The following is a 24,711-nucleotide window of genomic DNA, read 5'->3' as shown; positions in this document are numbered from 1 at the left end:
CCAGAAAGAAGATGATCGAAGTGACCGAAGCAACCGCGACCGCGGGAGCGCTGGAGCGCCTGTCGAACGAGGGCGTCTCCATCTGGCTGGACGACCTGTCGCGCAAGCGGATCGCCTCCGGCAACCTCGCCGAACTCGTCGGGACGAGGAACGTCGTCGGCGTCACCACCAACCCGTCCATCTTCCAGGCCGCGATCGGCTCCGGCGAAGGCTACGAGGAGCAGCTCGCCGACCTGGCGGTGCGGGGCGTCACGGTGGACGAGGCCGTTCGGATGATGACGACGGCCGACGTGCGGTCGGCAGCCGATATCCTGCATTCCGTATACACGGCGACGGGTGGCCGTGACGGCCGGGTCTCCATCGAGGTCGACCCCCGTCTGGCCCATCACACCGCCGCCACCATCGCCGAGGCCAAGCAGCTCGCCTGGCTCGTCGACCGCCCCAACGTCATGATCAAGATCCCGGCGACCCGGGCGGGCCTCCCCGCGATCACCGAGGTCATCGGCCTCGGCATCAGCGTCAACGTCACGCTGATCTTCTCGCTGGAGCGCTACCGCGAGGTCATCGACGCCTATCTGGCGGGCCTGGAGAAGGCCGCCGCCAGGGGCCTGGACCTGTCAACGATCCACTCGGTGGCCTCCTTCTTCGTCTCCCGTGTCGACGCCGAGATCGACAAGCGGCTCACCGTGCTCGGCACCGACGCGGCCCTCGCGCTGAAGGGAAGGGCGGCCCTCGCCAACGCGCGGCTGGCCTACGCGGCGTACGAGGAGGTCTTCGCGGGTGACCGCTGGACCGCGCTCAGCGGCGCCGGGGCGAACAAGCAGCGTCCGCTGTGGGCATCCACCGGTGTGAAGGATCCTGCATACAAGGACACGCTGTATGTGGACGAACTGGTCGCACCGGGCACGGTCAACACCATGCCCGAGGCCACGCTGAACGCCACCGCCGACCACGGCGACATCACCGGTGACACGGTCACCGGCGGCTACGCCCAGGCGCGTGCCGACCTCGCCGCCGTCGAGGCACTCGGCATCTCCTACGACGAGGTCGTCACCCGGTTGGAGGACGAGGGTGTCGCCAAGTTCGCGGTGGCGTGGCAGGACCTTCTGGACGCGGTCACGAAGTCGCTGATGAGCAAGGGAGTTGACGCGGAATGAGCACCAGCAGTCTCGACGCGGCCTGGGAGAACCCCCTGCGGGACCCCCGCGACCGGCGCCTGCCGCGTATCGCGGGCCCCTCCGGCCTCGTCATCTTCGGCGTGACCGGCGACCTGTCGCGCAAGAAGCTGATGCCGGCGGTCTACGACCTCGCCAACCGCGGTCTGCTCCCGCCGGGCTTCTCGCTCGTCGGCTTCGCCCGCCGCGACTGGGAGGACCAGGACTTCGCGCAGGTCGTCCACGACGCGGTGCGCGAGCACTCCCGGACACCGTTTCGCGAGGAGGTCTGGCAGCAGCTCGCCGAGGGCATGCGGTTCGTCCCCGGCGACTTCGACGACGACACGGCGTTCAAGCAGCTGCGGGACGCCGTCGAGGAGCTGGACTCCTCCCGCGGCACGGGCGGCAACTTCGCCTTCTACCTCTCCGTACCGCCGAAGTTCTTCCCCAAGGTGGTCGAGCAGCTCAAGAAGCACGGGCTGGCGAAGGGGCCGGAGGGGTCCTGGCGGCGGGCCGTCATCGAGAAGCCCTTCGGGCACGACCTCGCCAGCGCGCAGGAACTGAACGCGGTCGTGCACGACGTGTTCGAGCCGGACCAGGTCTTCCGCATCGACCACTACCTCGGCAAGGAGACCGTCCAGAACATCCTGGCGCTGCGCTTCGCCAACACCATGTTCGAGCCGATCTGGAACCGGTCGTACGTGCCGAGGACATCGGCATCGGCGGCCGGGCCGGCTACTACGACGGCATCGGCGCCGCCCGTGACGTCATCCAGAACCACCTGCTCCAGCTGATGGCCCTGACGGCCATGGAGGAGCCCGCCGCCTTCGACGCGAACGCGCTGCTCACCGAGAAGCTCAAGGTGCTCAGGGCGGTGAAGCTGCCCGAGGAGCTGGGCCGGCACACCGTGCGGGGCCAGTACGCGGGCGCCTGGCAGGGCGGCGCGAAGGTGCCCGGCTACCTGGAGGAGGACGGCATCGACCCGGCCTCCACGACGGACACCTACGCCGCCGTGAAGCTGAACGTCGACAACCGCCGCTGGGCGGGCGTGCCGTTCTACCTGCGCACCGGCAAGCGCCTCGGCCGCCGGGTCACCGAGATCGCGGTGGTCTTCCAGCGCGCTCCCCACTCCCCCTTCGACTCCACGGCGACCGAGGAGCTCGGCCAGAACGCCATCGTGATCCGCGTCCAGCCGGACGAGGGCATCACGGTCCGGTTCGGCTCCAAGGTGCCGGGCACCTCGATGGAGATCCGGGACGTCACGATGGACTTCGCGTACGGCGAGTCCTTCACCGAGTCCAGCCCTGAGGCGTACGAGCGGCTCATCCTGGACGTGCTGCTCGGCGATGCCAACCTGTTCCCGCGCCACCAGGAAGTGGAAGAGTCCTGGAAGATCCTCGACCCGATCGAGGAGTACTGGGCACGGCACGGCAAGCCCGCGCAGTACGCCTCGGGAAGCTGGGGACCCGAGGAAGCCGACGAGATGCTCGCACGAGACGGACGGAGCTGGCGCAGGCCATGAAGATCGACCTGACCGACACCACGGCAAGCAAGATCAACAAGGCGTTGGTGCGGGGTCGCCGCGCCATCGGCACACCGGCCGTGGGCATGGTCCTGACGATGGTCATCGTCACGGACGAGGAGAACGCCTACGACTCGATCAAGGCGGCCGAGGAGGCCTCGCACGAACACCCCTCGCGCACCCTGGTCGTCATCAAGCGGCACGCCCGCAGCCCGCGCGACCGCACCAACGCCCGTCTCGACGCCGAGGTACGGGTGGGCGCCGACGCGGGCACCGGCGAGACGGTCATCCTGCGGACCTACGGCGAGGTCTCCGACCACGCCGACTCCGTCGTCCTGCCGCTGCTGCTGCCGGACGCGCCGGTCGTCGTGTGGTGGCCGGTGGACGCGCCGGTGCACCCCGCCAAGGACCCGCTGGGCGCCCTCGCGCAGCGCCGGATCACCGACATGTACGCCGTCGAGCGGCCCCTGACGGCCCTGGAGGCGCGCGTGAAGTCGTACGCGCCCGGCGACACCGACCTCGCCTGGACCCGGCTCACCCCGTGGCGCTCGATGCTCGCGGCGGCCCTGGACCAGGCCCAGGTGCCGATCACCTCGGCGGCCGTCGAGAGCGAGGCCGACAACCCGAGCGCCGAGCTGCTCGCGCGCTGGCTGGAGGCCCGGCTGAACGTCGTGGTCGACCGGGTCGTCACCGCGGGCCCGGTCGTCACGGCCGTCCGGCTCGGCACCGAGAAGGGCGAGATCGTCATCGACCGCCCCGAGGGCCCGCTCGCCACGCTCACCCTGCCCGGCCAGCCCTCGCGCACCCTGGCGCTGAAGGTCCGCGCCACCTCCGAACTCATCGCCGAGGAGCTCAGGCGCCTCGACGCGGACGAGATGTACGCCGTCGCCCTGCGCGGCGAGGGCACCAAGGAGACCCCCTCTCATGTCTGACACCCCCCGGCTCGACCAGCGGCCCGAGTGGACCGCGCTGAAGGACCACCGTGCCCGGTGGCAGACGGACCTGCGGGAGCTGTTCGCGGCGGACCCGGAGCGCGCGGAGCGGTACGTGGTGCGCGTCGGCGACCTGCGCATCGACTTCTCCAAGAACCTGGTCACCGACGAGACGCTCGCCCTGCTGCGCGAACTCGCCGCCGCCACCGACGTGTTCGGGCTGCGCGACGCCATGTTCCGCGGCGACAGGATCAACATCACCGAGGACCGCGCGGTCCTGCACACCGCGCTGCGGGCCCCCACGGGCACCGTCGTCGAGGTGGACGGCGAGAACGTCGTCCCCCAGGTGCACGCCGTGCTCGGCAGGATGAGCGGCTTCGCCGAGCGCGTGCGCTCCGGCGAGTGGACCGGTCACACCGGCCGCCGGATCCGCAATGTCGTCAACATCGGCATCGGCGGCTCCGACCTGGGGCCCGCGATGGCCTACGAGGCGCTGCGGGCCTACACGGACCGCTCGCTGACCTTCCGGTTCGTCTCCAACGTCGACGGCGCCGATCTCCACGAGGCGGTCCACGACCTGGACCCGGCCGAGACGCTGTTCATCGTCGCCTCCAAGACCTTCACCACGATCGAGACGATCACCAACGCCACCTCGGCCCGCAGCTGGCTCCTGAAGGGGCTGGGCGGTGACGAGAAGGCCGTGGCGAAGCACTTCGTCGCGCTGTCCACGAACGCGGCATCGACACGGCCAACATGTTCGAGTTCTGGGACTGGGTCGGCGGTCGCTACTCCTTCGACTCGGCGATCGGCCTGTCGCTGATGATCGCCATCGGCCCGGACCGCTTCCGGGAGCTGCTCGACGGGTTCAGGATCGTCGACGACCACTTCCGCACCGCGCCCGCCGAGTCCAACGCCCCGCTGATCCTGGGCCTGCTGGGCATCTGGTACGGCAACTTCCACGACGCGCAGTCGCACGCCGTACTCCCCTACAGCCACTACCTGTCGAAGTTCACCGCCTACCTCCAGCAGCTCGACATGGAGTCCAACGGCAAGTCGGTGGACCGCGAGGGCCGGCCCGTGCGGTGGCAGACCGGGCCGGTGGTGTGGGGCACTCCGGGCACCAACGGACAGCACGCCTACTACCAGTTGATCCACCAGGGCACGAAGCTGATCCCGGCCGACCTGATCGGCTTCGCCCGTCCCCTCGACGAGCTGAGCGACGAACTCAAGGCACAGCACGACCTGTTGATGGCCAACCTGTTCGCGCAGGGGCAGGCCCTCGCCTTCGGCAAGACCGCCGACGAGGTCCGGTCCGAGGGGGTGCCCGAGGAGCAGGTGGCGCACCGCACCTTCCAGGGCAACCACCCCACCACCACGATCCTCAGCCCGGAGCTGACCCCGTCGGTGCTCGGTCAGCTCATCGCCCTCTACGAGCACAAGGTGTTCGTGCAGGGCGCCGTGTGGGACATCGACTCCTTCGACCAGTGGGGCGTGGAGCTCGGCAAGGTGCTCGCCAAGCGTGTCGAACCCGCCCTCACCGAGGGTGCCGAGGTGCCCGGCCTCGATCCCTCCACCGCCGCTCTCGTCGCCGCCTACCGCGAACTCAGGAAGTAGTGAACTGACATGACATCGATGCAGCTGGGCCTGATCGGTCTCGGCAAGATGGGCGGCAACATGCGCGAGCGCATCCGCCGCGCCGGCCACACCGTCATCGGCTACGACCGCAACCCCGAGGTCTCCGACGTCAGCGGTCTCGCCGAACTCGTCGACAAGCTCGAAGCGCCCCGCGTCGTCTGGGTGATGGTCCCGGCAGGCGAGGCCACCCAGTCCGTCATCGACGAGCTCGGCGGCCTGCTCCAGTCCGGCGACACCGTCGTCGACGGCGGCAACTCCCGCTGGACGGACGACGAGAAGCACGCCAAGGAGCTCGGCGCCAAGGGCATCGGCTTCGTCGACGCCGGTGTGTCCGGCGGCGTCTGGGGCCTGCAGAACGGCTACGCCCTGATGGTCGGCGGCGACGTCGCGCACGTCGCCAAGGTGCAGCCGGTCTTCGACGCGCTCAAGCCGGAGGGCCCCTACGGCTACGTCCACGCGGGCAAGGTGGGCGCCGGGCACTTCTCGAAGATGGTCCACAACGGCATCGAGTACGCCATGATGCAGGCCTACGCCGAGGGCTGGGAGCTGCTGGAGAAGGTGGACTCCGTGGAGAACGTGCGCGAGGTCTTCCGGTCCTGGCAGGAGGGGACCGTCATCCGGTCCTGGCTGCTCGACCTGGCCGTCAACGCCCTCGACGAGGACGTGCACCTCGACCGGCTGCGCGGCTACGCGGAGGACTCCGGCGAGGGCCGCTGGACGGTCGAGGCCGCCATCGACAACGCCGTGCCGCTGCCCGCCATCACGGCGTCCCTCTTCGCGCGGTTCGCCTCCCGCCAGGAGGACTCGCCGCAGATGAAGATGATCGCGGCGCTGCGCAACCAGTTCGGCGGCCACGCCGTCGAGTCGGCGGAGAAGTAGGCCCGGCCGTGGGGGATCTGCTGCTGGTCCGCCACGGGGAGACCGAGTGGAGCGTGTCGGGACAGCACACCGGCTTCACCGACCTGCCCCTCACCGAACGCGGTGAGGAACAGGCCAAGTCACTCGCTCCGGCTCTCTCCGGCCGGACCTACTGCCTCGCCCTGACCAGCCCGCTGCACCGCGCGGTCCGCACCGCCGAACTCGCGGGCGTCGCGGGAGCCGTACCCGAACCCGACCTGCACGAATGGGACTACGGCGCCTACGAGGGCATCACCACCGTCGAGATACACCGCACCCGCCCCGCCTGGGACCTGTGGACGGACGGCGTGCCGCCCGGCCCGGACGGTCACCCCGGCGAGTCGCCCGAGGAGATCGGGCGGCGCGCCGACCGGGTGCTGGCCCGGGTGGACGCGGCTCTGCAGAACTGCGGCGGGGACGCCGTGCTGGTCGCACACGGACACTTCCTGCGCGTCCTGACCGCCCGCCGGCTGGGACTCCCGCCCGCCGAGGGCCGGTTGTTCCAGCTGGCCACGGGCACGGTCAGCCGTCTGTCGACGGAGCACGGACGGCCCGTGATCGCCGAATGGAACATCCGGCCATAGCCGGTTGACACCGCTCGGCAGGGCCCGCCAGAGTCGCGGCTGATGGAGATCAACGATCTGACACCGGCCGAACAGCGACTCTGGCGGGCCTTCGCCACGGGTGCGACCGTGGATTTCCGGACGCAGGGCGAGGAGAACGGCCCCGAACGCAGCGTACGGGCGGCCGTGTTGCGGGCGCTGCTCCTCAACGGCCCCCGCGAACCCGGGGAGATAGCCGCCCTCAAGGTCGCCGGGGCGCGCGTCACCGGTCTCCTCGACCTGCGCTACGCGGTCGTCGACAGCATGATCCGCCTGGTCCACTGCCGCTTCGACGAGTCCCCGCGGCTGGTGGGCGCCCAGCTGGCCTACGTCAGCCTGCGCGACTCCGAGCTGCCCGGTCTGGACGCCTCGCACACCCGGATCGACGGAGGGCTGCGGCTGACCCGCTGCCGGCTCGGCGGCCAGGTACACCTCAGCAGGGCGCAGATCTCGGGTGCGTTGTACCTCGACGGGGCGGAGGTCACCGCGACCGACCCCACGGAGCCCGTCCTCCAGCTCAACCAGGTCTTCATCGACGACGACCTCTGCGCCCGCGGGCTGCGCACCCAGGGCCTGATCCGGCTCGACGGCGCCTCCGTCACCGGCTCGATCGACCTGGAGGACGCCGAACTGAACAACCCCGGCGCGCATGTGCTGAACGCGGAGTCCCTCGACGTGGGGGCCAACCTGCTGGGCCGGCGGCTGCGCGCACACGGCCGGATCGATCTGCGCGGCGCCCGCATCCCCGGCCGGGTGGATTTGCTGCGCAGCTCGCTGTCCAACCCGGGCGGCACCGCGCTGCGGGCCAGCAGCTGCGTCATAGGGGAGCTGTGGCTGCGCGAGGGCCCGGCGATCGAGGGCCGGCTCAATCTGCGGCGCGCGGAGGTGGGCCAGCTCCAGCTGGAGCCGGAGATGCTGCCCGACCAGGTCCGGCTGCTGGATCTCACCTACACCTTCCTCACCCCGCACGAGCCCGCCGAGCGGCGGCTGCCGATGCTGGAGCGCGACGACGGCGCCTTCGACCCGCACGCCTACGAGCAGCTGACGGCCGCCTACCGCCGTATCGGCGACGACCGCGCGGCCCGGGTGGTGCAGCTGGCCAAGCAGCGCCGGCACCGCGGCACCCTGCCCTGGTACGGCCGGGCGTGGGGACACCTCCAGGACGCGGCCGTCGGCTACGGGTTCCGCCCGCTGCGCGCGGCCGTCTGGCTGCTGTCGCTGCTGGCGGTCGGCTCGCTCGCGTACGCCGGACACCACCCGCCCCCGCTCAAGGCGGGTGAGGCGCCCGCATTCGACCCGGTCTTCTACACCCTCGACCTGCTGCTGCCCGTGATCTCCTTCGGGCAGGAGAGCGCGTTCGCGCCCAGGGGCTGGTACCAGACGCTGTCGTACGTCCTCATCGTGCTCGGTTGGATCCTGGCCACGACGGTCGTCGCGGGCGTGACCAGGACGGTCAGCCGGCAGTAGGTCAGCGCGCGGCGTGCTGGGCGGCCAGCCGCACCGGCGCGTTGACGGCGCCGTACCCCTGGTAGCCGCCGTCACGCTGGACGAGTTCGAAGAAGACCCGGCCGACGGTGTGCGTGTAGCAGTGCCGGAAGACGCCCCGCGCGTCACGGTCGTAGAGGATGCCGAGGGCGCGGTAGGTGTCCAGCTCGCCGTCGGCGAACTCGAAGCGGGCCGCGAGGTCGTCGTAGTAGTTGGCCGGGATGGGCAGCAGGCGCCCGCCGGCCTCGGTGAACCGGCGCGCCGCGGCGACCACGTCGTCGGTGGCCAGCGCGATGTGCCGGGCGTGCGCGGTGTCGTCGCCGGGGGCCGCGCCGACCGTGAGCGGGAGGCGGACGCTGCCGTCGGCGTTGGTGACGGCGCGGCTGCGCAGCAGCCCGTAGGGGTCGGCGACGTCGACGCTCTCCCGGGCGTCGAGGCCGAGGACGCCCCGGTGGAAGAGGACCGCCTCGTCGAAGTGGTGCCAGGGCTGGGTGAGCGCCACGTGGTCGATGCGGACGGCGTCCGAGGCGGCCGGGGCGTGCGGTACGTCCGCGAAGTCGGCGCGCCAGTTGGGGAGTTCGGGCCGGTTCGTCGCGCACAGGAAGAGTTCCGTGCCGTCGGGGGCGGCGACGGCGTCGAGCGGGGCGTCCTCGGCGGCGCGACGGCGGGGCAGGACGGGGGCGAGCAGCGCCTCGGCGCGGCGGGCGGCCGACGCGGGGTGCGGTGACTCCAGGCCGAGGGCGGTGAGCGTGGTGCCGTCGCGCCGGGCCGCCGGACCGGTGTTGACCAGGACGCGGGCCTCGCCCTGCTCCCACAGCTCGACGGGTTTGCCGCGGTGGCGGGCGGTGCGGGCGAAGCCGAGGCCGGTGAGGAGGGCGGCGACGGGTTCGGCGTCGTGGGTGACCAGTTCGGCGAAGGCGACCCCGGTGGGGGCGGCGGGCGCGGGCAGGGCCCGGATCCCGGCCTCCTCCTGGAGGATCAGCAGGGAGCGGCGGGCGTCCACGGCGGTCGGGCCGGCCTCGGCCTGGCGGAACACGTCGTTGAAGACCTCGAGCGAGAGCGGTCCTTCGTAACCGGTGCGCAGCACGTGTTTCACCAGCCCCGCGACGTCGAAGCCACCCTGACCGGGAAAGCAGCGGTGGTGACGGCTCCACTGGAGGACGTCCATGCCGAGCAGCGGGGCGTCGGCCAGCTGGAGGAAGAAGATCTTCTCGCCGGGGATGTCCTCGATGCCTTCGAGGTCCTTCGGATCGGAGGTCCGGGACAGGATGTGGAAGCTGTCCAGGCAGGTGCCGAGCGCGGGGTGGCCGGCTGCCTCGACGATGCGCCAGGCGTGGTCGAAGGTGCTGACGTGCCGTCCCCAGGCGAGCGCCTCGTAGGCGACGCGGATACCGAAGTCCTGGGCCAGATCGGCCAGTTCGCTCAGCTGCCCGGCGGCTAGCGCGTCGTCGTCGGCCGCGAGCGGGGAGACGCTGGAGCAGACCAGGACGGTGTCCGCGCCGAGCCTGTCCATCAGCTCGAACTTGTGCCGGGCGCGGCGCAGGTTGCGGGCGAACTCCTCGGCCGGCACCGCCTCGATGTCCCGCATCGGCTGGTAGAGATCGATGCTCAGGCCGAGGTCGGCGCAGCGGGCGCGGATCTCCCGCGGACCGAGGGGACTCGCGAGCAGGTCGTTCTCGAAGATCTCGACGCCGTCGAAACCGGCCCGGGCGGCGGCCGTGAGTTTCTCGGTGAGGGATCCGCTGAGGGAGACGGTGGCTATCGACGTACGCACGGTCATGCTCCTTCGAGGGCTGTACCGCGACCCCTCGGGGACGCGGGGCGTGACATCCTGCGGCTCCGCCGCGTGGGCGCGGACGGCCGCGGACACCCGCGGCTGTCACAGGGGGCGGCCGTCACCGGGCGTGGCCCGCGGCCGTCGTACGCGAGGGCCTGCGGCCGTCCCGCGCAATGGCCTGCGGCCGTCATGAGGAAGGGTCTGTGGCGCCGTCATACGGCATGGCCCGCCGAGTGCTCCGCACCACGGGCCATCTCCGCGAAGTCGGCCAGCATACCGACGCTGTCCGGCTCGCGGCCGGTGAACAGCCGGAACGCGTCGACGGCCTGGAAGACGGCCATGCCGCCCCCGTCCAGGGTGGCGCAGCCGACCGCGCGCGCGGTGCGCAGCAGCTCGGTCTCCAGCGGACGGTAGACGACCTCGGCGACCCACAGGCCGGGGCGCAGCAGCCCGGCCGGGAAGGGCAGGCCGGGATGGGCGGCCATCCCGGTGGGAGTGGCGTGCACGACGCCGTCGGCCCCGGCGAGCAGATCGGCGAGCCGGTCGGGTCCCGCGGCCGCGGCCCGGCCGGGTCCGAAGTGCCGGTTGAGGGAACCGGCGAGATCCGCGGCCCGGTCGGCCAGCGCGTCCACGACGGTGACCCGTCCGGCGCCCAGCGTGAGGGTGGCGTGCGCGACGGCGGCGCCCGCTCCTCCGGCGCCCAGTTGCACCACCCGGTCCAGCGGCACGTCGGGCAGACCACGTGCGAAAGAGGCGGCGAAACCGGTTGCGTCGGTGTTGTGGCCGATGGCCCGGCCGTCCTCGAAGACCACGGTGTTGACCGCGCCGAGCGCCTCGGCCTGCGGGGCGAGCGCGTCGAGGTGCGGGATGACCAGCTGCTTGCACGGGTGCGTGATGTTGAGCCCGTCGAAGCCGAGGTCACGGGCGGCGCGCACCAGGTCGCCCACCGCCTCGGGGGCAAGACCCAGCACGTCGATGTCGATGAGCCGGTACAGGTACCGCAGGCCCTGCCGGTCGGCCTCCCGTTCGTGCAGCGCCGGGCTGAGGGACGGACCGATGCCGGAGCCGATCAGTCCGACGAGATACGAGTCCTTGAAGACGACGGCCACGGCGGACCTCCTGATCGGCTGGCTAATGTACGAACTGGTGAGTTAGTCATAACACTCGGGCGGACTCCGAGGGAAGCCCTCTCACGTCACGGGACGGGAGCGGGCTTCTAGAATCTCGACACTGCACCCACGCCGCCCGAAGGAACCTGGATGACCAGCGTCGACGAACCGGCACGACCCCACGGCAACGGGCGCCTGCGCGACGCCGCCCGGACCCGGGCCGAGATCCTCGACGTGGCGACGCTGGAATTCGCCCGGGTCGGCTACGCGGGGGCCCGGGTCGACGACATCGCCGCCCGTACCAGCACCACGAAGCGGATGATCTACTACTACTTCGGCGGCAAGGAGCAGCTCTTCACCGCCGTCCTGGAGCGGGCGTACGGGGTGATCCGCGAGGCCGAGCAGCAGCTCGACGTCGAGCACCTCGACCCGGTCGCGGCGATCCGCCGGCTGGCCGAGCTGACCTTCGACCACCACGAGCAGCACCCCGACTTCATCCGCCTGGTGAGCATCGAGAACATCCACGAGGCCGAGCACATCGCCGCCTCCGAGAAGCTCGGGCGGATGGGCTCCCCCGCGCTCGACGTGATCGGCCGCATCCTGGCCTCCGGGCGGGAGTCCGGCCTGTTCACGGCCGACGTGGACGCCGTGGACCTGCACGCGATGATCAGCTCCTTCTGCTTCTTCCGGGTGGCCAACCGGCACACGTTCGGCGCCCTGTTCGGCCGCGACCTGGTGGACCCGGCCCAGCGGGAGCACTACCGGGCCATGCTCGGCGACATGGTGATCGCCTATCTGACGGCGGAGCGCGCGGCGGACTGACCGGGGGCCGGTCCGGCGGCCCGACCCGGACGGCAGATACGGGAGGCCGGTGCGGAGGGCGGATCGGTCCGGCACGGCGGGCCGGTGCGGCATGGCGGGCCGGCGCATGGCGGGCCGGTGCGACATGGCGGGCCGGGCCGGCCGGATCCGGCGGAACGGCGCGACCACTTCCGCCAAAGATCCTTCGGCGCCGCCTATTGACAGGGGAGAAACATCAGCGCAACATCCGTAGCCATCCGCTACTAACTACCCAGTGGGTTAATTAGCCGGGCACGCACCCGGCGCAGCCGCCCCGCACCCCAGGGAACCGGCCCTACTCCCCTTGCCTCACTCCACGTACGTTGGAGTTCCCTCGAAGGAGCACGCCGTGTCCGTCCCCGCCGCACCTCCCGGTCAGCCGAAGAAAGCCGCCATGGCGGCCTGGATCGGCAGCGCGCTGGAGTACTACGACTTCTTCATCTACGGCAGCGCGGCAGCACTGATCTTCCCGAAGGTCTTCTTCGACGAGTCCGACCCCGCCACCGCGACCCTGCTGTCGCTGGCCACCTTCGGCGTCGCCTACGCGGCCCGGCCCGTCGGCGCGCTCTTCCTCGGCCACTTCGGCGACCGCGTGGGCCGCAAGAAGATCATGGTCTTCACGCTGATCCTGATGGGCGTCTCGACGTTCCTCATCGGCTGCCTGCCCACCCGCGCGCAGGTCGGCACGCTCGCGCCCGTCCTGCTGGTGCTGTGCCGCGTCCTCCAGGGCATCTCCGCGGCCGGGGAGCAGGCCAGCGCCAACTCCATGACGCTGGAACACGCGCCGTCGGAGCGGCGGGGCTTCTTCACCAGTTTCACCCTCAGCGGCACCCAGGGCGGTCAGCTCCTCGCCACGCTCGTCTTCATCCCGATCGCGGCCCTCCCCGAGAAGCAGCTGCTGTCCTGGGGCTGGCGGGTCCCGTTCTGGCTGAGCATCGCGGTCGCCGTCGTCGGCTACGTCATCCGCCGCAAGCTGGAGGAGACCCCGGCCTTCGCCGCCCAGCAGGCCACCGGCGAGGTCGTCAAGCTGCCGCTGGCGGTACTGATGCGCGACCACTGGGCGGATGTCCTGCGGGTGGTCGCGGGGGCGCTCGTCGCCTCGGTCAGCACCATCTTCACGGTGTGGGCGCTGGCCTACGCGACCAGCGACTCGGTCGGGATGAGCCGCACCTCCATGCTCTGGGTGGGCGCGCTGGCCAACGTGGTCGCGCTGGCGGCCATCCCGGCGTGGGCCACGCTCTCCGACCGCATCGGCCGCCGTCCGGTGTACCTGATCGGCGCGGCCGGCAGCGCGGTGATGATGTTCGCCTACCTGTGGGCGATCTCCACCGGCTCCTACCCGCTGATCCTGCTGCTGGGCATCGCCACCTTCGGCGTGGTCTACAGCGCCGCGAACGGCGTGTGGCCCTCGTTCTACGGTGAGATGTTCTCCACCCGCGTCCGCCTGTCCGGCATGGCGATCGGCACCCAGATCGGCTTCGCGGTGGCCGGTTTCGCGGTCACCTTCGCCGCGCAGATCGCGGGCCCGGACGGCGACGGCTGGTCCTCGGTGGCACTCTTCACGGCGGCGCTGTGCGTCCCGCCGGTCATCGCGGCCCTGTCGGCCCGGGAGACCGCGAAGATCCCGACGGAGCAGCTGGGCGAGCGGGGCGCGCGGAAGGCGTCACAGCCGGAAACGGTTACCGCCTGATCCCGGGTCCGCCCCGCGAACGCACCCCCCGGTGCTCCGTGACGCCGTAACCCGCTGAAATCCGTGACGGCGCGACTTCCTGAAACGGGATTTCCCTGCCTCCCGGTTCCGCAACTCCCGAGCCCCCGGCCGCCCTCTTGGCACCGGGGGCTCGGCCGTGCGGGCCGGTGGAGCGAGGTACCGGGCGGAGTGACGGATGCAGAGACGGGTTCAGTGACGAGTGGAGTGACGCTCACTCCTGGGAAACGCCGGAAACGGCCCCCTCGACGGCCGCGTCCAGCAGCGGAGCCAGCTCCGCCGCGACCGTCGTCAGTGCCCGGACGTCCCGTTCCGCTCGGGCGATCAGGATCGCTCCCTCCAGGGCGCTGATCATGAGGGTGGCGAGCGAACGGGCCCTCGGCGCCGGGACGCCCATGCCGGTCAGGGCCTCGGCGACCGGGCCGGTCCAGGTGGCGAACGCGGCGGCCGCGGCCTCCCGGGTGGCGTCGCCGGAGGCCGCGCAGTCGACGGTCGCGGCGGCGACGGGACAGCCGGCGGCGAACCCGGACGCCGCGTACTCGTCCGTCCACTGGCGCACCATCGCGGCGAAGAGCCCGGCGGGGGTCGGCACACCGGCCCGCGCCGACTCCTCGAGGAAGCGGGCCACGCGCTTGCCGGCGTAGCGGCCCGCCCAGTCCACGGCCTCGTTGACGAGCTGCTGCTTGCCGCCGGGAAAGTAGTGCTGGAGCGAGCCCCGGGGCGCACCGGCGTGGACGGCGACCTCCCGCATTCCGGTCGCGCCGACTCCGTCCCGGCGGATGAGCTGGGCCGCGCTGAAGACCATCCGCTCACGGGGTCCGCGTCCGGGCACCGGCATCGTCGGCCTCCTCCGAGCTGTGGCATCACCGAATCCTGCGAAGGGGAATCCTATGACCGGCGTCATGGGACTCGCTACTATGACCGCTGTCATAGAGTGCGGGGAAAGGCGGCGGCCATGCGGGTCGGATTCATCGGACTGGGCGTGATGGGCCGCCCCATGGCGCTGCGGCTGGCCCGCGCCGGGACACCCCTGGTGGTGTGGAACCGTTCGGCGGCCCCGGCCGAGGCCCTGCGCGTGGCCGGCGCCCAGGTCGCGGCGGACCCCGCGGAGGTGTTCGCCCGCGCCGACGTCGTGATCCTGATGCTGGCCGACGAATCCGCCGTCGACTCCGTCCTCGGCCGCGGCACCCCGGACTTCGGCGCACGGGTGACCGGGCGCGTGGTCGTCACCATGGGTACGACCTCGCCCGACTACTCGCGCGCGCTGGAGGCGGACGTGCGCGCGGCGGGCGGCAGTTACGTCGAGGCGCCGGTCTCCGGCTCGCGGGTGCCGGCCGAGGAGGGCCGGCTGGTGGCGATGCTGGCCGGGGAGGAGGAGGCCGTGGACACCGTACGGCCGCTGCTCGCCCCGATGTGTCACGAGACGTTCCGCTGCGGTCCGGCGCCCGGCGCGCTGCTGATGAAGCTCGCGGTGAACCTGTTCCTGATCACGCAGGTGACCGGCCTGACCGAGGCGTTCCACTTCGCCGAGCGGCAGGGACTGGACCGGCGGCTGTTCCTGGACGTCGTGGCGGCCGGCCCGCTGGCGAGCGGGGTCTCGCGGATGAAGGCGCCCAAGCTGCTGACGGGCGACTTCGCGGTACAGGCCGCCGCCCTGGACGTCCTGAAGAACAACCGCCTCATCGCCGACGCCGCACGCGCGTCCGGCCTGGCCTCCCCGCTCCTCGACACCTGCCACACCCTGTACGAGGAGACCGTGGCCCTGGGCCACGCGGGCGCGGACATGGTCGCCGTCCTGCACGCCCTGGAAGCCCGCAGCGACGGCGAGGGCAGGCCCGCCGACTAGTGCTGTGGCCGGAAAGGTTTACCGGAAAGCTCGCGGCGTCCGGTGCGGTGCATCGCAAGGCGGAGCATCACCCGCGTACCGGATGTACTCGGGTGGCGCGACAACGCCGCGAGGTGCCGTGCCGGGCGTCGCGAGCCGGTGAACCTTTCCGGTCGCAGCACTAGCCGTCGTTGGTGCCCTTCGGGATGCCGTACGCCCGTTCCACCCGCAGGCGCAGGACCAGGCGGCGGTCGCGGACCATGGCGGCGCGGTAGTCGTCCCAGTCGGGATGCTCGCCCGCGAGGTCGCGGTAGAGGCGGACCAGTTCCTCGACGGTGGCGTCGTAGGGGTCCTTCGCGACCGGTGAGAGGTCGGCGGTGCCCTCGGCGACCGTGTAGGCGCGCCGGTCGGAGGCCGTGACGTGGTACGACGCCCGGGGGTCGCGCCGCAGGTTGCGGGTCTTGGCGCGGTCGTCCGTGATCGAGATCCGGATGACGCCCTCGTCCGGGTAGTAGCGGTGGACGACGTTCGACAACTGGGGGCGGCCGTCGCGCTTGAGGGTGACCAGTACCCCGCCACGGCCCTCGGAGAGCAGTGCGAGCAGCGCGTTCTGCGTCGATTCCTGAGTCATGTCGACACAACCTGCGGCGCCCCGGGCCGCATTCCCCCGAGTCGCATTTCCCCGCCTCGTTTCACCACCGAGCGAGTAGACACTGTCTACGGAGCCTGGTAGACAGTGTCTATGAGTGACCCCGAAAAGCCGGACCCCGAAAAGCCGGACGCCGATGGGCCGGAACCCGATCTGCGGACCCGTCTCGTGGACGTCGGCGTGGAGCTGGTCTCCCAGGAGGGCGCCGGAGCGCTCACCCTGCGGGAGATCGCACGCCGGGCCGGCGTCTCGCACGGTGCGCCGCGCCGCTATTTCCCCACCCACCTGGAGCTGTTGTCGGCCATCGCCCACCGCGGCTTCGCCCAGCTGGGCGCCCGGGTGACGACGACCCTCGGCGAGGGTGACGCCGGGCCTCGCGATCAGTTGACCGAACTGGCGCGCACCTACCTGGAGTTCGCGCTGGGCAACCCCGGAATGTACGAGCTGATGTTCCGTCACGATCTGCTGGAGAGCGGCCACTTGCGACTGCGGGACACCAGCCTCCCCCTGTTCGGCGTCCTGGTGGACCTGGTCGACCGGGTACGGCCCGGCGGTGACGCCCGGTCGGTCGCCGGCGCGCTGTGGGCGAATCTGCACGGCATCGCCCAGCTCTGGCGCTGGGGAAGCCTCCAGCTCGCCACGGGGACCGATGACCTCGCACCCCTTCTGCGGACCGCCCTGGACGCGCATCTCGGACCGGAGGCCGGCCGGTGAAGCGTTCCCGCCCCTCCCTTCCGCTCACACTGGCGAGCAGCGTGGCCGGTGCCATGGTGGTCGCCCTGGACGGCACCGTGCTCACCGTCGCCCAGCCCACCCTGCGCCATGACCTGGGCGCCTCCTTCACCCAGGTCCAGTGGACCAGCACCGGGTATCTCGTCGCGGTCGCGGGCCTGTTGGTGTTCGCCGGGCGGCTCGGGGACCGCTACGGCCACCGGCGCACCTTCGCCCTCGGCATGCTCGGCTTCGGCGCCGCATCGGCGGGCATCGCGCTGGCGCCGGACGTCGGCTGGGTGATCGGGCTGCGGGTCGTGCAGGGGGTGTTCGGAGCGCTGTTGCAGCCGGCCACGCTGGGCATGCTGCGGGCCGCGTACCCGCCCGAGCGGCTGCGGACGCCGATCGCCGTGCGCACCGCGTCCATCGGCGTGGCCGCGGCGGCCGGACCGGTGGTGGGCGGCGCGCTGGCCACCGAGTTCGGCTGGCGGGCCGTGTTCCTGCTCAACATCGTGCCCGCGCTGGTGTTCGGCCTGCTCGCCCTCGCCACCCGGGACCGCCGGGGCCGACAGGACCGTCCGGGTCCCGCCGCCGGCGTCCCGCTCGACCTGCCCGGCGCCCTGCTGCTCGCCGTGGCCCTGGCCTGCCTGGTGCACACCCTCGTCACCCTCCCCGGCGTGACGTGGTCGGCGCCGGTCGCCCTCCTGGCCGGCGCCGCCTTCGTACGCCACGAGCGCCGGACGCGCTCCCCGCTGCTGCCACCGGAGGTCGTGGGCTCCCGGGCGGTGGGCGGGGCACTCGGCGTGCTCGTCATCGCGTCCGCGGCCCTCAACGGCGGACTGCTGACCTGCGTCTACGTACTCCAGGACGACCTGGGTCTGACCCCGCTGCGCAGCGCGCTGCTCAGCCTTCCGCTGGCCGTGCTGCTGGTGGCCGCCGCGCCCACCTCCGCCGTCCTGCTGCGCCGGTCCGGCGCCCGCGCCACGGTCGCAGCAGCGATGGTCGTCCTCGCCGCCGGTCTGCTCGTCCTCGCCCGGGCCTCGGCGCCCTTCACGCTGTGCACCGGGTTCGCGCTGGTGGGCGCCGGGTTCGGCGCCGTGATGGTCGCGGCGACCCATGTCGTCGTACGGCAGGCCCCCGCGGAGTCGGCCGGGGTGGCCGGCGGACTGCAGCAGACCGCGATGAACGTCGGGCCGGTCCTAGGGGTGGCGTCGGCGACCGTCCTCATGGACCTCGGGGCGACGCGCTCACCCCTGGTCGTCCTGGCGTTCGCGGCCGCGGCGGCGCTACCGGTCTGCCGGGCGCTGCCGGGCGGTTCGCGGACCGTTCCGGGACCCCGCGCGCCGGGTACTCCGGCTGGTGGAAGCGACGCAACGCACACCGATCACGGTGCCGAAAGGGGTCCGTACACGCGTTCCCTACGCGACCATGAGGTCTGAGGTCGTCCGGGCGGGGTAGGCCCGGACCGCACCTTGTACGAACGCACCGGAGGAAAACCATGGCACTGCTGCGGCAAGAGGTCGACCCGAGTGAGGTCGGGCTGGACGCGAAGGCGCTGGACCGGCTCGACCAGCACGTCGCCCACTTCGTCGACGAGGGGCGCCTGCCCGGGTTCCTCGTGGCCGTCTCCCGCGGCGGCCGGGTCGCCCACCTCACCGCGCACGGCCACCGTGACATCGCCGCCGCACTGCCGGTCGAGGCCGACACCCTCTACCGGATCTACTCGATGACCAAGCCGGTCACCTCGGTGGCCGCACTGATACTGGTCGAGGAGGGCCGGCTGGGCCTCGACGACCCGGTCGCCGACCACCTCCCGGCCTTCGCCGACCAGCGGGTGTACGTGGGGGGCTCGGGCGCCGACCTCACCACCCGCCCGGTCGGCCAGCCCCTGCTGGTGAAGCATCTGATGACCCACACCGCGGGCCTGACGTTCGCCTTCTACCACTGTCACCCCGTCGACGCCCTGTACCGCGAGGCCGGTCTGGAGTCGGCGGTGCTGCCTGGCTCGGACCTGGCCGGGACGGTGGAGGCGTACGCGCGGCTGCCGCTCCAGTTCGAGCCGGGCACGCAGTGGAACTACTCGGTGGCCACCAACGTCCTGGGCCGGATCATCGAGGTCGTCTCCGGCCGGCCGCTGGACGAGTTCCTCGCCGAGCGGATCTTCCGCCCGCTCGCCATGCCGGACGCGGGCTTCCAGGTCACCGACGAACAGGCCGGCCGGCTGGCGGAGCTGTACAGCGACGCCGACGGCGGAGGGATCGAGCGGATCCCGGGCCTGCCGCTGTTCGGCCGCCCCCGGTTCCTGTCGGGCAGCGGCGGCATGGTGGCGACCGCGTACGACATCCACCGTTTCAGTGAGCTGCTGCGCCGCCGCGGCGAGCTCGACGGCGTACACCTGCTCCGGCCCGAGACGGTCGACCTGATGACCCGCAACCACCTCCCCGGCGGCGCCGACCTGCGTACCTTCGGCAGCCGCCCCGCCCACGACGAACCCGGCAACGACGGTGTCGGCTTCGGTCTCGGGGTCTCCGTCGTGACCGACCCGAGCCGCACCCAGGCCCCCTCCGGGCTCGGGACCTACGGCTGGAGCGGCGTCGCCACGACCACCTTCTGGGTCGACCCGAGCCGCGATCTGAGTGTCCAGTTCCTGACCCAGCTCAGGCCGCGGAAGTCCCTGAAGCTCTACCCCGAGCTCAAGCGACTGGTCCACGAGGCGATCACCGACTGACCGGCCTGTCAGCCCCCGACGCGCAGCGTGAACTCCAGCCCCTGGTCGGCGAGTTCACGAAGCCATTCCTCGGAGCGCGGTGCCGTCTCGGCCGCGCGGCTCAGCCCGGGTGCCAGGGAGCCGTCCAGGATGTGCCGGACGCCCAGGGCGAGCGGTCGGGAGACGCAGCGTGCCATCGCGCTCTCCTCCTCGTCGCCCTCCAGGTCCAGGAGGTAACTCCCCGACCACACCGTGCCGTTGCCCGCACCCCCGGCCTGATCGCCCGCGTCGCCGCCGTCACCCGCGCCGCTCCCGGGCACCCGCACCTCCAGCGACACGGCGAGGACCACGCGGTCGCGGTCGGTGTCCGTGGTCGGGTGGGCTGCCGCCAACTCCTGGGCCAGCGCGGCGATTCCGGCGTCGTCGTCCTTCCTCAGCCGTTCGAAGACCGTGTCCCAGGCCCGCAGCCAGCCGTCCAGGCGCAGGGTGCCGCGCACGAAGGTCTGCGGCTTCCAGGCCCGTGGCAGCTCGTACTGCTCGATGAACGGAACGCTGTCGCGGTTGGGGTAGACCTCGAAGGTCTCCCCGTCGACGAGGTGCTCCCGGGTGGCCTCCCAGGGCCGGCCGACCACGGTCTCGATGCCGTCCTCGACGTAACGCGCGGGCGAACGGAGGGCGTTGAGGACACCGAAGGGTGCCCAGCTGAAGCGGTACCTGAAGTCGTTGGGAACGGCCGGGACGCCTCCGCAGTACGAGGTGAGGCGGTACGAGGCCGCCGTGTCGTCGCCGATCGCCCGCCGGGCGCGCGCCACCAGGCTGTGCGCGAAGAGGTGGTCGATGCCCGGGTCGAGCCCGGCCTCGGTGAGGACGACGAGCCCGGCGGCGCCGGCCGCGGGCACCTGCTCCAGCACCGCGTCGGAGACATAGCTGGAGCACGCGAAGTGGGCCCGCCGGCTCACGCACGCCGCCAGCAGCGCCGCGTGCTCGGACGCGGGCAGCATCGACACCACGACGTCCCCGGGCGCCAGTCGGTCGGTGAGCGCGTCCAGGGTGTAGGCGAGCGGCTCGGCGCGTCCGGTCAGCCCAAGCCGGTCCAGGGCCTCGGCCGCCCGGTCCGCCGTGCGGTGCCACAGCCGTACGCCGTCGGTGTGCTCGCACAGGGCGGCCAGGCCGCTGCCCGTGGAGAGCCCGGCGCCGACCCAGTGGACGGTACCGGTCCCCGGAACCAGATCAGTCACGGCCGAACTCCTCTTCTGCCACTCCGAGTTCACGGGTGGCGCGATCGAAGCGGTCCAGACAGCGGCCCCACGGTCCGGCGACGCCGAAGTCCATCAGCCGGGGCGTCAGGTCCGCCGAGAAGTCGGCGCTGGACTCGCGCGGCAGCAGGGACGGCAGGTTGTCGATGGCGATCAGGTCGAGCGGGGGTTCCTTGCGCAGCCGGCGCACGGGGTCCGTCCACTCGGTGGTGCGGTCGTACACCGGCAGGACGTTGAGCGGTGAGCCCACGTCGCAGGTGACGTCGGAGAGGGTGCGCAGCCGGCGGGCCGGGTCGTCGAGGTCCTGCTCGCGGACGAACGGCGGCACCGGGGTCGTGGCGAGGACGCAGTTGACCATCACGTCGTGGGCCAGCAGGGCGGGGCGGTCCAGGTCGCCGGTCTCCGCCAGGTCCCAGCAGGTGGGTTCGGCCCCGGCCGTGGCGAACGCGGCCCGCGCACCCCGGCCGCTGCGGCCCAGCGCGCCGACGACGAGGGCGGTGAACTCCTCGTCACCGGGGGCCGGACGCAGCGTCTCGTCCAACGCCTCCTTGCCGGTGGGCCGCAGGGGGGCGGTCAGCCGGCCCCGGTGCTGGAGGACCGCCAGGGCGGCACCCAGGTAGCCCGCCCAGAAGCCGAAGGCGGCGAGCCGGCGGCCGTCGTCGTCGACCAGGTACTCCAGGTCCAGGAGCGCCCCACCCCCGGCGGCGAAACGGCGCAACAGCTGGGCGGCACCCGGCTGTTGCTTGTACGCGTGCCCGAAGAAGATATGACGGTGCCTCAGCTGCGCCGGTTCGTCCGGGAGTTCCTTCAGACCGAGGACGACCGCCTCGGGCGGCGCGGACACCCAGGATCCGGCGGGGACGATCCGGGCGCCGACGGCCTCGTACTCCCGGGCCGGGAAGACGCGCTGCGGGGAGTCCTCGACGGTCAGTTCCACACCGGCCTCGACCAGGCGGCGGGCGTCGTCGGGGACGACCGGGGTGCGCCGTTCGGTGGTGCGGACCTCGTGCCGCAGCCACAGGTGCAGTTCGGTCATACGCGGTTGGCCTCCGGACGCGGGGCGTCGGCCGCGAAGCGGTCGGCGCTCAGGGGGGTGACGTCCACGAAGGGTACGCGGCCGAGACACAGGTCGCGGACGACCTCGCCGACGGCCGGACCCTGGAGGAAACCATGGCCGGAAAAGCCGGTCGCATACAGAAAACGGGATACCGAAGACGACTCGCCGATCAGCGCGTTGTGGTCCGGGGTGACCTCGTACAGCCCCGCCCAGCCACCCGTACGGCGCAGGTCGAGAAGGGCGGGGGCACGGCGCTCCATGGCCGCGGCGAGCCGGGGGATCCAGCGGTCGTGGGTGTCGGTGGCGAAGCCCGGCCGTTCGTCGGGGTCGGACATGCCGACCAGCAGACCGGGGCCCTCGCCGTGGAAATACAGGCTGCTGGTGAAGTCGATGGTCATGGGGAGGTCCGGCGGCAGGCCGGGAACCGGTTCGGTGACCGCGATCTGGCGGCGCAGCGGCTGCACCGGCAGCTCCACGCCGGCCATCGCGCCGACGGCCCTGGACCAGGCGCCGGCCGCGCACACCACGGTGTCGGTGGTGACGCGGCCGAGGGTGGTCTGCACGGCGGTGATGGTGGCGCCCTGCCGTTCGATGCCGGTGACGGCGGTGTGCCGCAGGATGCGCGCCCCGTGCCGGCGGGCGGCGGCCGCGTACCCGTGGACGACGGCTTCCGGGGTGCAGTGTCCGTCGTCGGGCGAGAACGCGGCCGCGAGTAACCCGTCGGTGCGGATCAGCGGGGAGAGGCGCCGCGCCTCGGCCGGGTCGATCATGCGGCTGGGCACCCCGAGCGCGTTCTGCAGCCGCACGCCCGCCTCGAAGGAGGCGACCTCCTCGGGCGTGGACAACAGGAAGAGATAGCCGACGCGGTGCAGCCCGATGTCGTAGCCGGTCTCCTCCTCGAACCGCCCGAAGGTCTCCAGGCTGCGCGCCCCTAGCTGGATGTTCAGCTCGTCGGAGAACTGGGCGCGCACGCCGCCGGCGGCTTTCGAGGTCGAACCCGCGGCGAGTTCGTCGCGCTCGACCAGCAGGACGTCACGGACGCCGGCGGCGGCGAGGTGGTAGGCGATGCTCGTGCCCATCACCCCGCCGCCGATGACGACTACCGAGGCATGCGTGTTCACCCGAGCGGCTCCTTGTCACGGCGGCCCCGGCCCGTACGCCGGGACCGGGGCTGTCGTAGGCCATGGCCGCCGTGATCCCTACCCGTCGGGGCGGCGGTCCCAAGCCCGATCAGGACCAGTGCGCCACCGCGTCCAGATGGGGCAGCCGGTGGTCCAGGCGCTCCCGCTTGGTGCGCAGGTAGGTGATGTTGTTCTCGCACGGCTCGATCAGGAGCGGGACCTCCTCGGCGACCCGGATGCCGTTGTCCACCAGCGCCTCGCGCTTGCGCGGGTTGTTCGACATCAGGCGGACGGAGTCGACGCCCAGGTCGCGCAGGATGTCGGCGGCCACCTTGTAGTCGCGGGCGTCGACCGGGAAGCCGAGCGCCACGTTCGCCTCGACGGTGTCCAGGCCCTCCGCCTGCAACGCCATCGCCCGCAGCTTGCCGAGCAGCCCGATGCCCCTGCCCTCGTGCCCGCGCAGATAGACGACCACGCCCCGGCCCTCGGCGACGACCGCCCGCAGCGCGGACGCCAGCTGGTCGCCGCACTCGCAGTGCTGGGAACCGAACGCGTCGCCGGTCAGGCATTCCGAGTGCAGCCGGGTCAGTACGTTCTCGGTGCCGATCTCGCCGTAGACCAGGGCGACCTGCTCGTCACCGCGGTCGTGGTCCATGTAGCCGACCGCCTGGAATTTCCCGTACACGGTGGGCAGGGGGGCATTCACCACGCGTTCCACACCGGTGCGCTGCGGGGTCTTCGTGCCGAGTACGCCAATTTTTTCTGTCATGATCTGGTTCCTAAGCAGAGACGAAGGGCCGGGAAGAAATGAGTGGTTCGGAAATACGGTCGGCGGCGTACGGACTGGTGCCGACGGACACGTCCGAGGACGTGAGGACCCGGGGCGCCGGCGTCTCGACACAGGTGGCGGTCCTTCCCGTCGGAAGCTTCGAACAGCACGGACCGTACCTGCCGTTGGCCACCGACACACTGGTCGCCTGTGCCATCGCCCGGGAGATCGCCGGGGCGTACCCGGTGCACCTCCTCCCGCCGGTGACCATCGCCTGCTCGCACGAGCACGCGGCCTGGCCGGGAACCGTCAGCATCTCCTCCGTGACCCTTCACGCGGTGGTACGGGACATAGCGGCGTCGCTGCGCCGCTCGGGCGTCGAGGCCCTGGTGCTGGTCAACGGACACGGCGGGAACTACGTCCTGGGCAACGTCGTCCAGGAGTCCTCCGCCGCAGGTGAGCGGATGGCGCTCTTCCCGGCCCCGGAGGACTGGGAGGCGGCGCTGGAGCGGTCCGGGGTGTCGACCTCGCTGCTCACCGACATGCACGCCGGGGAGATCGAGACCTCGATCCTGTTGCACGCCCACCCCGAAATCGTCCGGCCCGGTTATGAGTCGGCCGATTTCGTCGCGGACGACCGCCGTCATCTGCTCACGCTGGGAATGTCCGCCTATACCGATTCGGGCGTCATCGGCCGTCCTTCCCTGGGGTCCGCGGAAAAGGGGAAGGAACTCCTGGCGAGCCTGGCGGATTCCTTCGGCGCGTATTTCTCCTTGCTGACCTCGGGGACTCCGACGGCTCCGGGAACCGAAACCCGTACCGCCGCGACCGGTGGGTCCGACGCCGGCGACGACTTCGGAGCGGGTGCCGCGACGTCGTCGTGAGGCGGCTCGTCGAGCCCGGGGCCCGCCTGCGCGGCGGCCCCGGCCCGCAGCCCCGCGTACCAGCGGGCGAC

At 71.9% G+C, this 24,711-nt stretch carries 20 protein-coding genes and 2 pseudogenes; 14 read left to right on the top strand and 8 right to left on the bottom strand.

Features of this window, described 5'->3' with window-relative positions:
* Positions 1-11: 11 nt before the first annotated feature.
* From tal to ASD48_RS12895, 7 genes and pseudogenes are all read left to right on the top strand, one after another.
* Complete coding sequence (gene tal / locus ASD48_RS12925) at positions 12-1,157, top strand: transaldolase (protein WP_057601706.1); 1,146 nt, start codon at positions 12-14, stop codon at positions 1,155-1,157.
* A pseudogene (zwf, locus tag ASD48_RS12920) lies at positions 1,154-2,676 on the top strand (glucose-6-phosphate dehydrogenase). The gene tal and the pseudogene zwf overlap by 4 nt, the downstream one beginning before the upstream one ends.
* Positions 2,673-3,608, top strand: coding sequence for a glucose-6-phosphate dehydrogenase assembly protein OpcA (gene opcA / locus ASD48_RS12915; protein WP_057601705.1), 936 nt, complete (start codon positions 2,673-2,675; stop codon positions 3,606-3,608). Before zwf ends, opcA begins: the two are co-directional and overlap by 4 nt.
* Positions 3,601-5,222: pseudogene (gene pgi / locus ASD48_RS12910) on the top strand (glucose-6-phosphate isomerase). Before opcA ends, pgi begins: the two are co-directional and overlap by 8 nt.
* Before the next feature lie 18 nt (positions 5,223-5,240).
* Positions 5,241-6,122 carry a phosphogluconate dehydrogenase (NAD(+)-dependent, decarboxylating) gene (gene gnd / locus ASD48_RS12905; RefSeq protein ID WP_057601704.1) on the top strand — a complete coding sequence of 294 codons (882 nt, stop codon included), beginning with the start codon at positions 5,241-5,243 and terminating at the stop codon, positions 6,120-6,122.
* Positions 6,123-6,130: 8 nt separating this feature from the next.
* Positions 6,131-6,724, top strand: coding sequence for a histidine phosphatase family protein (locus tag ASD48_RS12900; protein WP_057601703.1), 594 nt, complete (start codon positions 6,131-6,133; stop codon positions 6,722-6,724).
* Positions 6,725-6,766: 42 nt separating this feature from the next.
* A complete protein-coding gene (locus ASD48_RS12895) occupies positions 6,767-8,209 on the top strand; it encodes a hypothetical protein (RefSeq protein ID WP_057601702.1) in 1,443 nt (480 codons plus the stop codon).
* Between the two features lies 1 nt (position 8,210).
* On the opposite strand, the gene ASD48_RS12890 is transcribed toward ASD48_RS12895, so the two are convergent.
* Both ASD48_RS12890 and ASD48_RS12885 read right to left on the bottom strand, forming a co-directional pair.
* Entirely contained in the window at positions 8,211-10,001 is a 1,791-nt protein-coding gene (locus ASD48_RS12890; protein ID WP_057601830.1) for a sugar phosphate isomerase/epimerase and 4-hydroxyphenylpyruvate domain-containing protein, read from the bottom strand.
* A gap of 215 nt (positions 10,002-10,216) precedes the next feature.
* Positions 10,217-11,113: a shikimate dehydrogenase gene (locus ASD48_RS12885; protein WP_057601701.1), complete on the bottom strand. Its 897-nt coding sequence runs from the start codon at positions 11,111-11,113 to the stop codon at positions 10,217-10,219.
* Positions 11,114-11,263: 150 nt separating this feature from the next.
* Here ASD48_RS12885 and ASD48_RS12880 point away from each other — a divergent pair, with 150 nt between their 5' ends.
* Positions 11,264-11,935 (top strand): TetR/AcrR family transcriptional regulator, encoded by a 672-nt coding sequence (locus ASD48_RS12880; protein WP_057601700.1) that lies wholly within the window; start codon positions 11,264-11,266, stop codon positions 11,933-11,935.
* Between the two features lie 367 nt (positions 11,936-12,302).
* Positions 12,303-13,643, top strand: coding sequence for an MFS transporter (locus ASD48_RS12875; protein ID WP_057601699.1), 1,341 nt, complete (start codon positions 12,303-12,305; stop codon positions 13,641-13,643).
* 232 nt (positions 13,644-13,875) lie between these two features.
* Here the strand turns inward: ASD48_RS12875 and ASD48_RS12870 are convergent, their stop codons facing one another.
* Positions 13,876-14,499, bottom strand: a complete 624-nt coding sequence (locus tag ASD48_RS12870) for a TetR/AcrR family transcriptional regulator (protein ID WP_057601698.1) — start codon at positions 14,497-14,499, stop codon at positions 13,876-13,878.
* Between the two features lie 96 nt (positions 14,500-14,595).
* Here ASD48_RS12870 and ASD48_RS12865 point away from each other — a divergent pair, with 96 nt between their 5' ends.
* A complete protein-coding gene (locus ASD48_RS12865; protein ID WP_282438185.1) occupies positions 14,596-15,507 on the top strand; it encodes an NAD(P)-dependent oxidoreductase in 912 nt (303 codons plus the stop codon).
* A gap of 160 nt (positions 15,508-15,667) precedes the next feature.
* Here ASD48_RS12865 and ASD48_RS12860 read toward each other — a convergent pair whose 3' ends face one another.
* A complete protein-coding gene (locus ASD48_RS12860) occupies positions 15,668-16,117 on the bottom strand; it encodes a PPOX class F420-dependent oxidoreductase (protein WP_057601696.1) in 450 nt (149 codons plus the stop codon).
* Between the two features lie 111 nt (positions 16,118-16,228).
* Between ASD48_RS12860 and ASD48_RS12855 the strand changes: the two genes are divergently transcribed.
* Genes ASD48_RS12855 through ASD48_RS12845 form a run of 3 tightly spaced genes read left to right on the top strand, consistent with a single transcriptional unit; the run spans position 16,229 to position 19,574 of the window.
* Positions 16,229-16,849 carry a TetR/AcrR family transcriptional regulator gene (locus tag ASD48_RS12855; RefSeq protein ID WP_057601695.1) on the top strand — a complete coding sequence of 207 codons (621 nt, stop codon included), beginning with the start codon at positions 16,229-16,231 and terminating at the stop codon, positions 16,847-16,849.
* 53 nt (positions 16,850-16,902) lie between these two features.
* Positions 16,903-18,285, top strand: coding sequence for an MFS transporter (locus ASD48_RS12850; protein WP_057601829.1), 1,383 nt, complete (start codon positions 16,903-16,905; stop codon positions 18,283-18,285).
* A 59-nt stretch (positions 18,286-18,344) separates the two neighbouring features.
* The gene (locus tag ASD48_RS12845) at positions 18,345-19,574 is read left to right on the top strand and encodes a serine hydrolase domain-containing protein (protein ID WP_057601694.1); all 1,230 of its coding nucleotides are present in this window, start codon (positions 18,345-18,347) and stop codon (positions 19,572-19,574) included.
* Positions 19,575-19,582: 8 nt separating this feature from the next.
* On the opposite strand, the gene ASD48_RS12840 is transcribed toward ASD48_RS12845, so the two are convergent.
* From ASD48_RS12840 to ribA, 4 genes are all read right to left on the bottom strand, one after another.
* On the bottom strand, positions 19,583-20,791 hold the full coding sequence (locus ASD48_RS12840) for a saccharopine dehydrogenase family protein (RefSeq protein WP_057601693.1): 1,209 nt from the start codon (positions 20,789-20,791) through the stop codon (positions 19,583-19,585).
* Entirely contained in the window at positions 20,784-21,845 is a 1,062-nt protein-coding gene (locus ASD48_RS12835; RefSeq protein ID WP_057601692.1) for a saccharopine dehydrogenase, read from the bottom strand. Before ASD48_RS12835 ends, ASD48_RS12840 begins: the two co-directional genes overlap by 8 nt.
* Entirely contained in the window at positions 21,842-22,987 is a 1,146-nt protein-coding gene (locus tag ASD48_RS12830; protein ID WP_057601691.1) for an FAD-binding oxidoreductase, read from the bottom strand. Before ASD48_RS12830 ends, ASD48_RS12835 begins: the two co-directional genes overlap by 4 nt.
* Before the next feature lie 109 nt (positions 22,988-23,096).
* Positions 23,097-23,756 (bottom strand): GTP cyclohydrolase II, encoded by a 660-nt coding sequence (gene ribA / locus ASD48_RS12825; protein ID WP_057601690.1) that lies wholly within the window; start codon positions 23,754-23,756, stop codon positions 23,097-23,099.
* 38 nt (positions 23,757-23,794) lie between these two features.
* On the opposite strand from ribA, the gene ASD48_RS41785 reads away from it, so the two are divergent.
* Positions 23,795-24,640 carry a creatininase family protein gene (locus ASD48_RS41785; protein WP_348983213.1) on the top strand — a complete coding sequence of 282 codons (846 nt, stop codon included), beginning with the start codon at positions 23,795-23,797 and terminating at the stop codon, positions 24,638-24,640.
* Positions 24,641-24,711: the final 71 nt, after the last annotated feature.

The sequence above is a fragment of the Streptomyces sp. Root1310 genome, from assembly GCF_001426425.1.
Taxonomy (GTDB): Bacteria; Actinomycetota; Actinomycetes; order Streptomycetales; family Streptomycetaceae; genus Streptomyces.
Note: the sequence above shows the minus strand (reverse complement) of the source record. Positions and strands in the feature narration are given on the sequence as shown.

Bases quoted from the DNA above. Each gene is read 5' to 3' on its own strand.
- ASD48_RS12870 (WP_057601698.1), bottom strand. From the start codon at position 14,499: ATGCCGGTGCCCGGACGCGGACCCCGTGAGCGGATGGTCTTCAGCGCG.
- ASD48_RS12850 (WP_057601829.1), top strand. From the start codon at position 16,903: ATGGTGGTCGCCCTGGACGGCACCGTGCTCACCGTCGCCCAGCCCACC.
- ASD48_RS12855 (WP_057601695.1), top strand. From the start codon at position 16,229: ATGAGTGACCCCGAAAAGCCGGACCCCGAAAAGCCGGACGCCGATGGG.
- ribA (WP_057601690.1), bottom strand. From the start codon at position 23,756: ATGACAGAAAAAATTGGCGTACTCGGCACGAAGACCCCGCAGCGCACC.
- ASD48_RS12845 (WP_057601694.1), top strand. From the start codon at position 18,345: ATGGCACTGCTGCGGCAAGAGGTCGACCCGAGTGAGGTCGGGCTGGAC.
- ASD48_RS12895 (WP_057601702.1), top strand. From the start codon at position 6,767: ATGGAGATCAACGATCTGACACCGGCCGAACAGCGACTCTGGCGGGCC.
- gnd (WP_057601704.1), top strand. From the start codon at position 5,241: ATGCAGCTGGGCCTGATCGGTCTCGGCAAGATGGGCGGCAACATGCGC.
- ASD48_RS12880 (WP_057601700.1), top strand. From the start codon at position 11,264: ATGACCAGCGTCGACGAACCGGCACGACCCCACGGCAACGGGCGCCTG.
- ASD48_RS12835 (WP_057601692.1), bottom strand. From the start codon at position 21,845: ATGACCGAACTGCACCTGTGGCTGCGGCACGAGGTCCGCACCACCGAA.
- ASD48_RS41785 (WP_348983213.1), top strand. From the start codon at position 23,795: ATGAGTGGTTCGGAAATACGGTCGGCGGCGTACGGACTGGTGCCGACG.
- tal (WP_057601706.1), top strand. From the start codon at position 12: ATGATCGAAGTGACCGAAGCAACCGCGACCGCGGGAGCGCTGGAGCGC.
- ASD48_RS12860 (WP_057601696.1), bottom strand. From the start codon at position 16,117: ATGACTCAGGAATCGACGCAGAACGCGCTGCTCGCACTGCTCTCCGAG.
- opcA (WP_057601705.1), top strand. From the start codon at position 2,673: ATGAAGATCGACCTGACCGACACCACGGCAAGCAAGATCAACAAGGCG.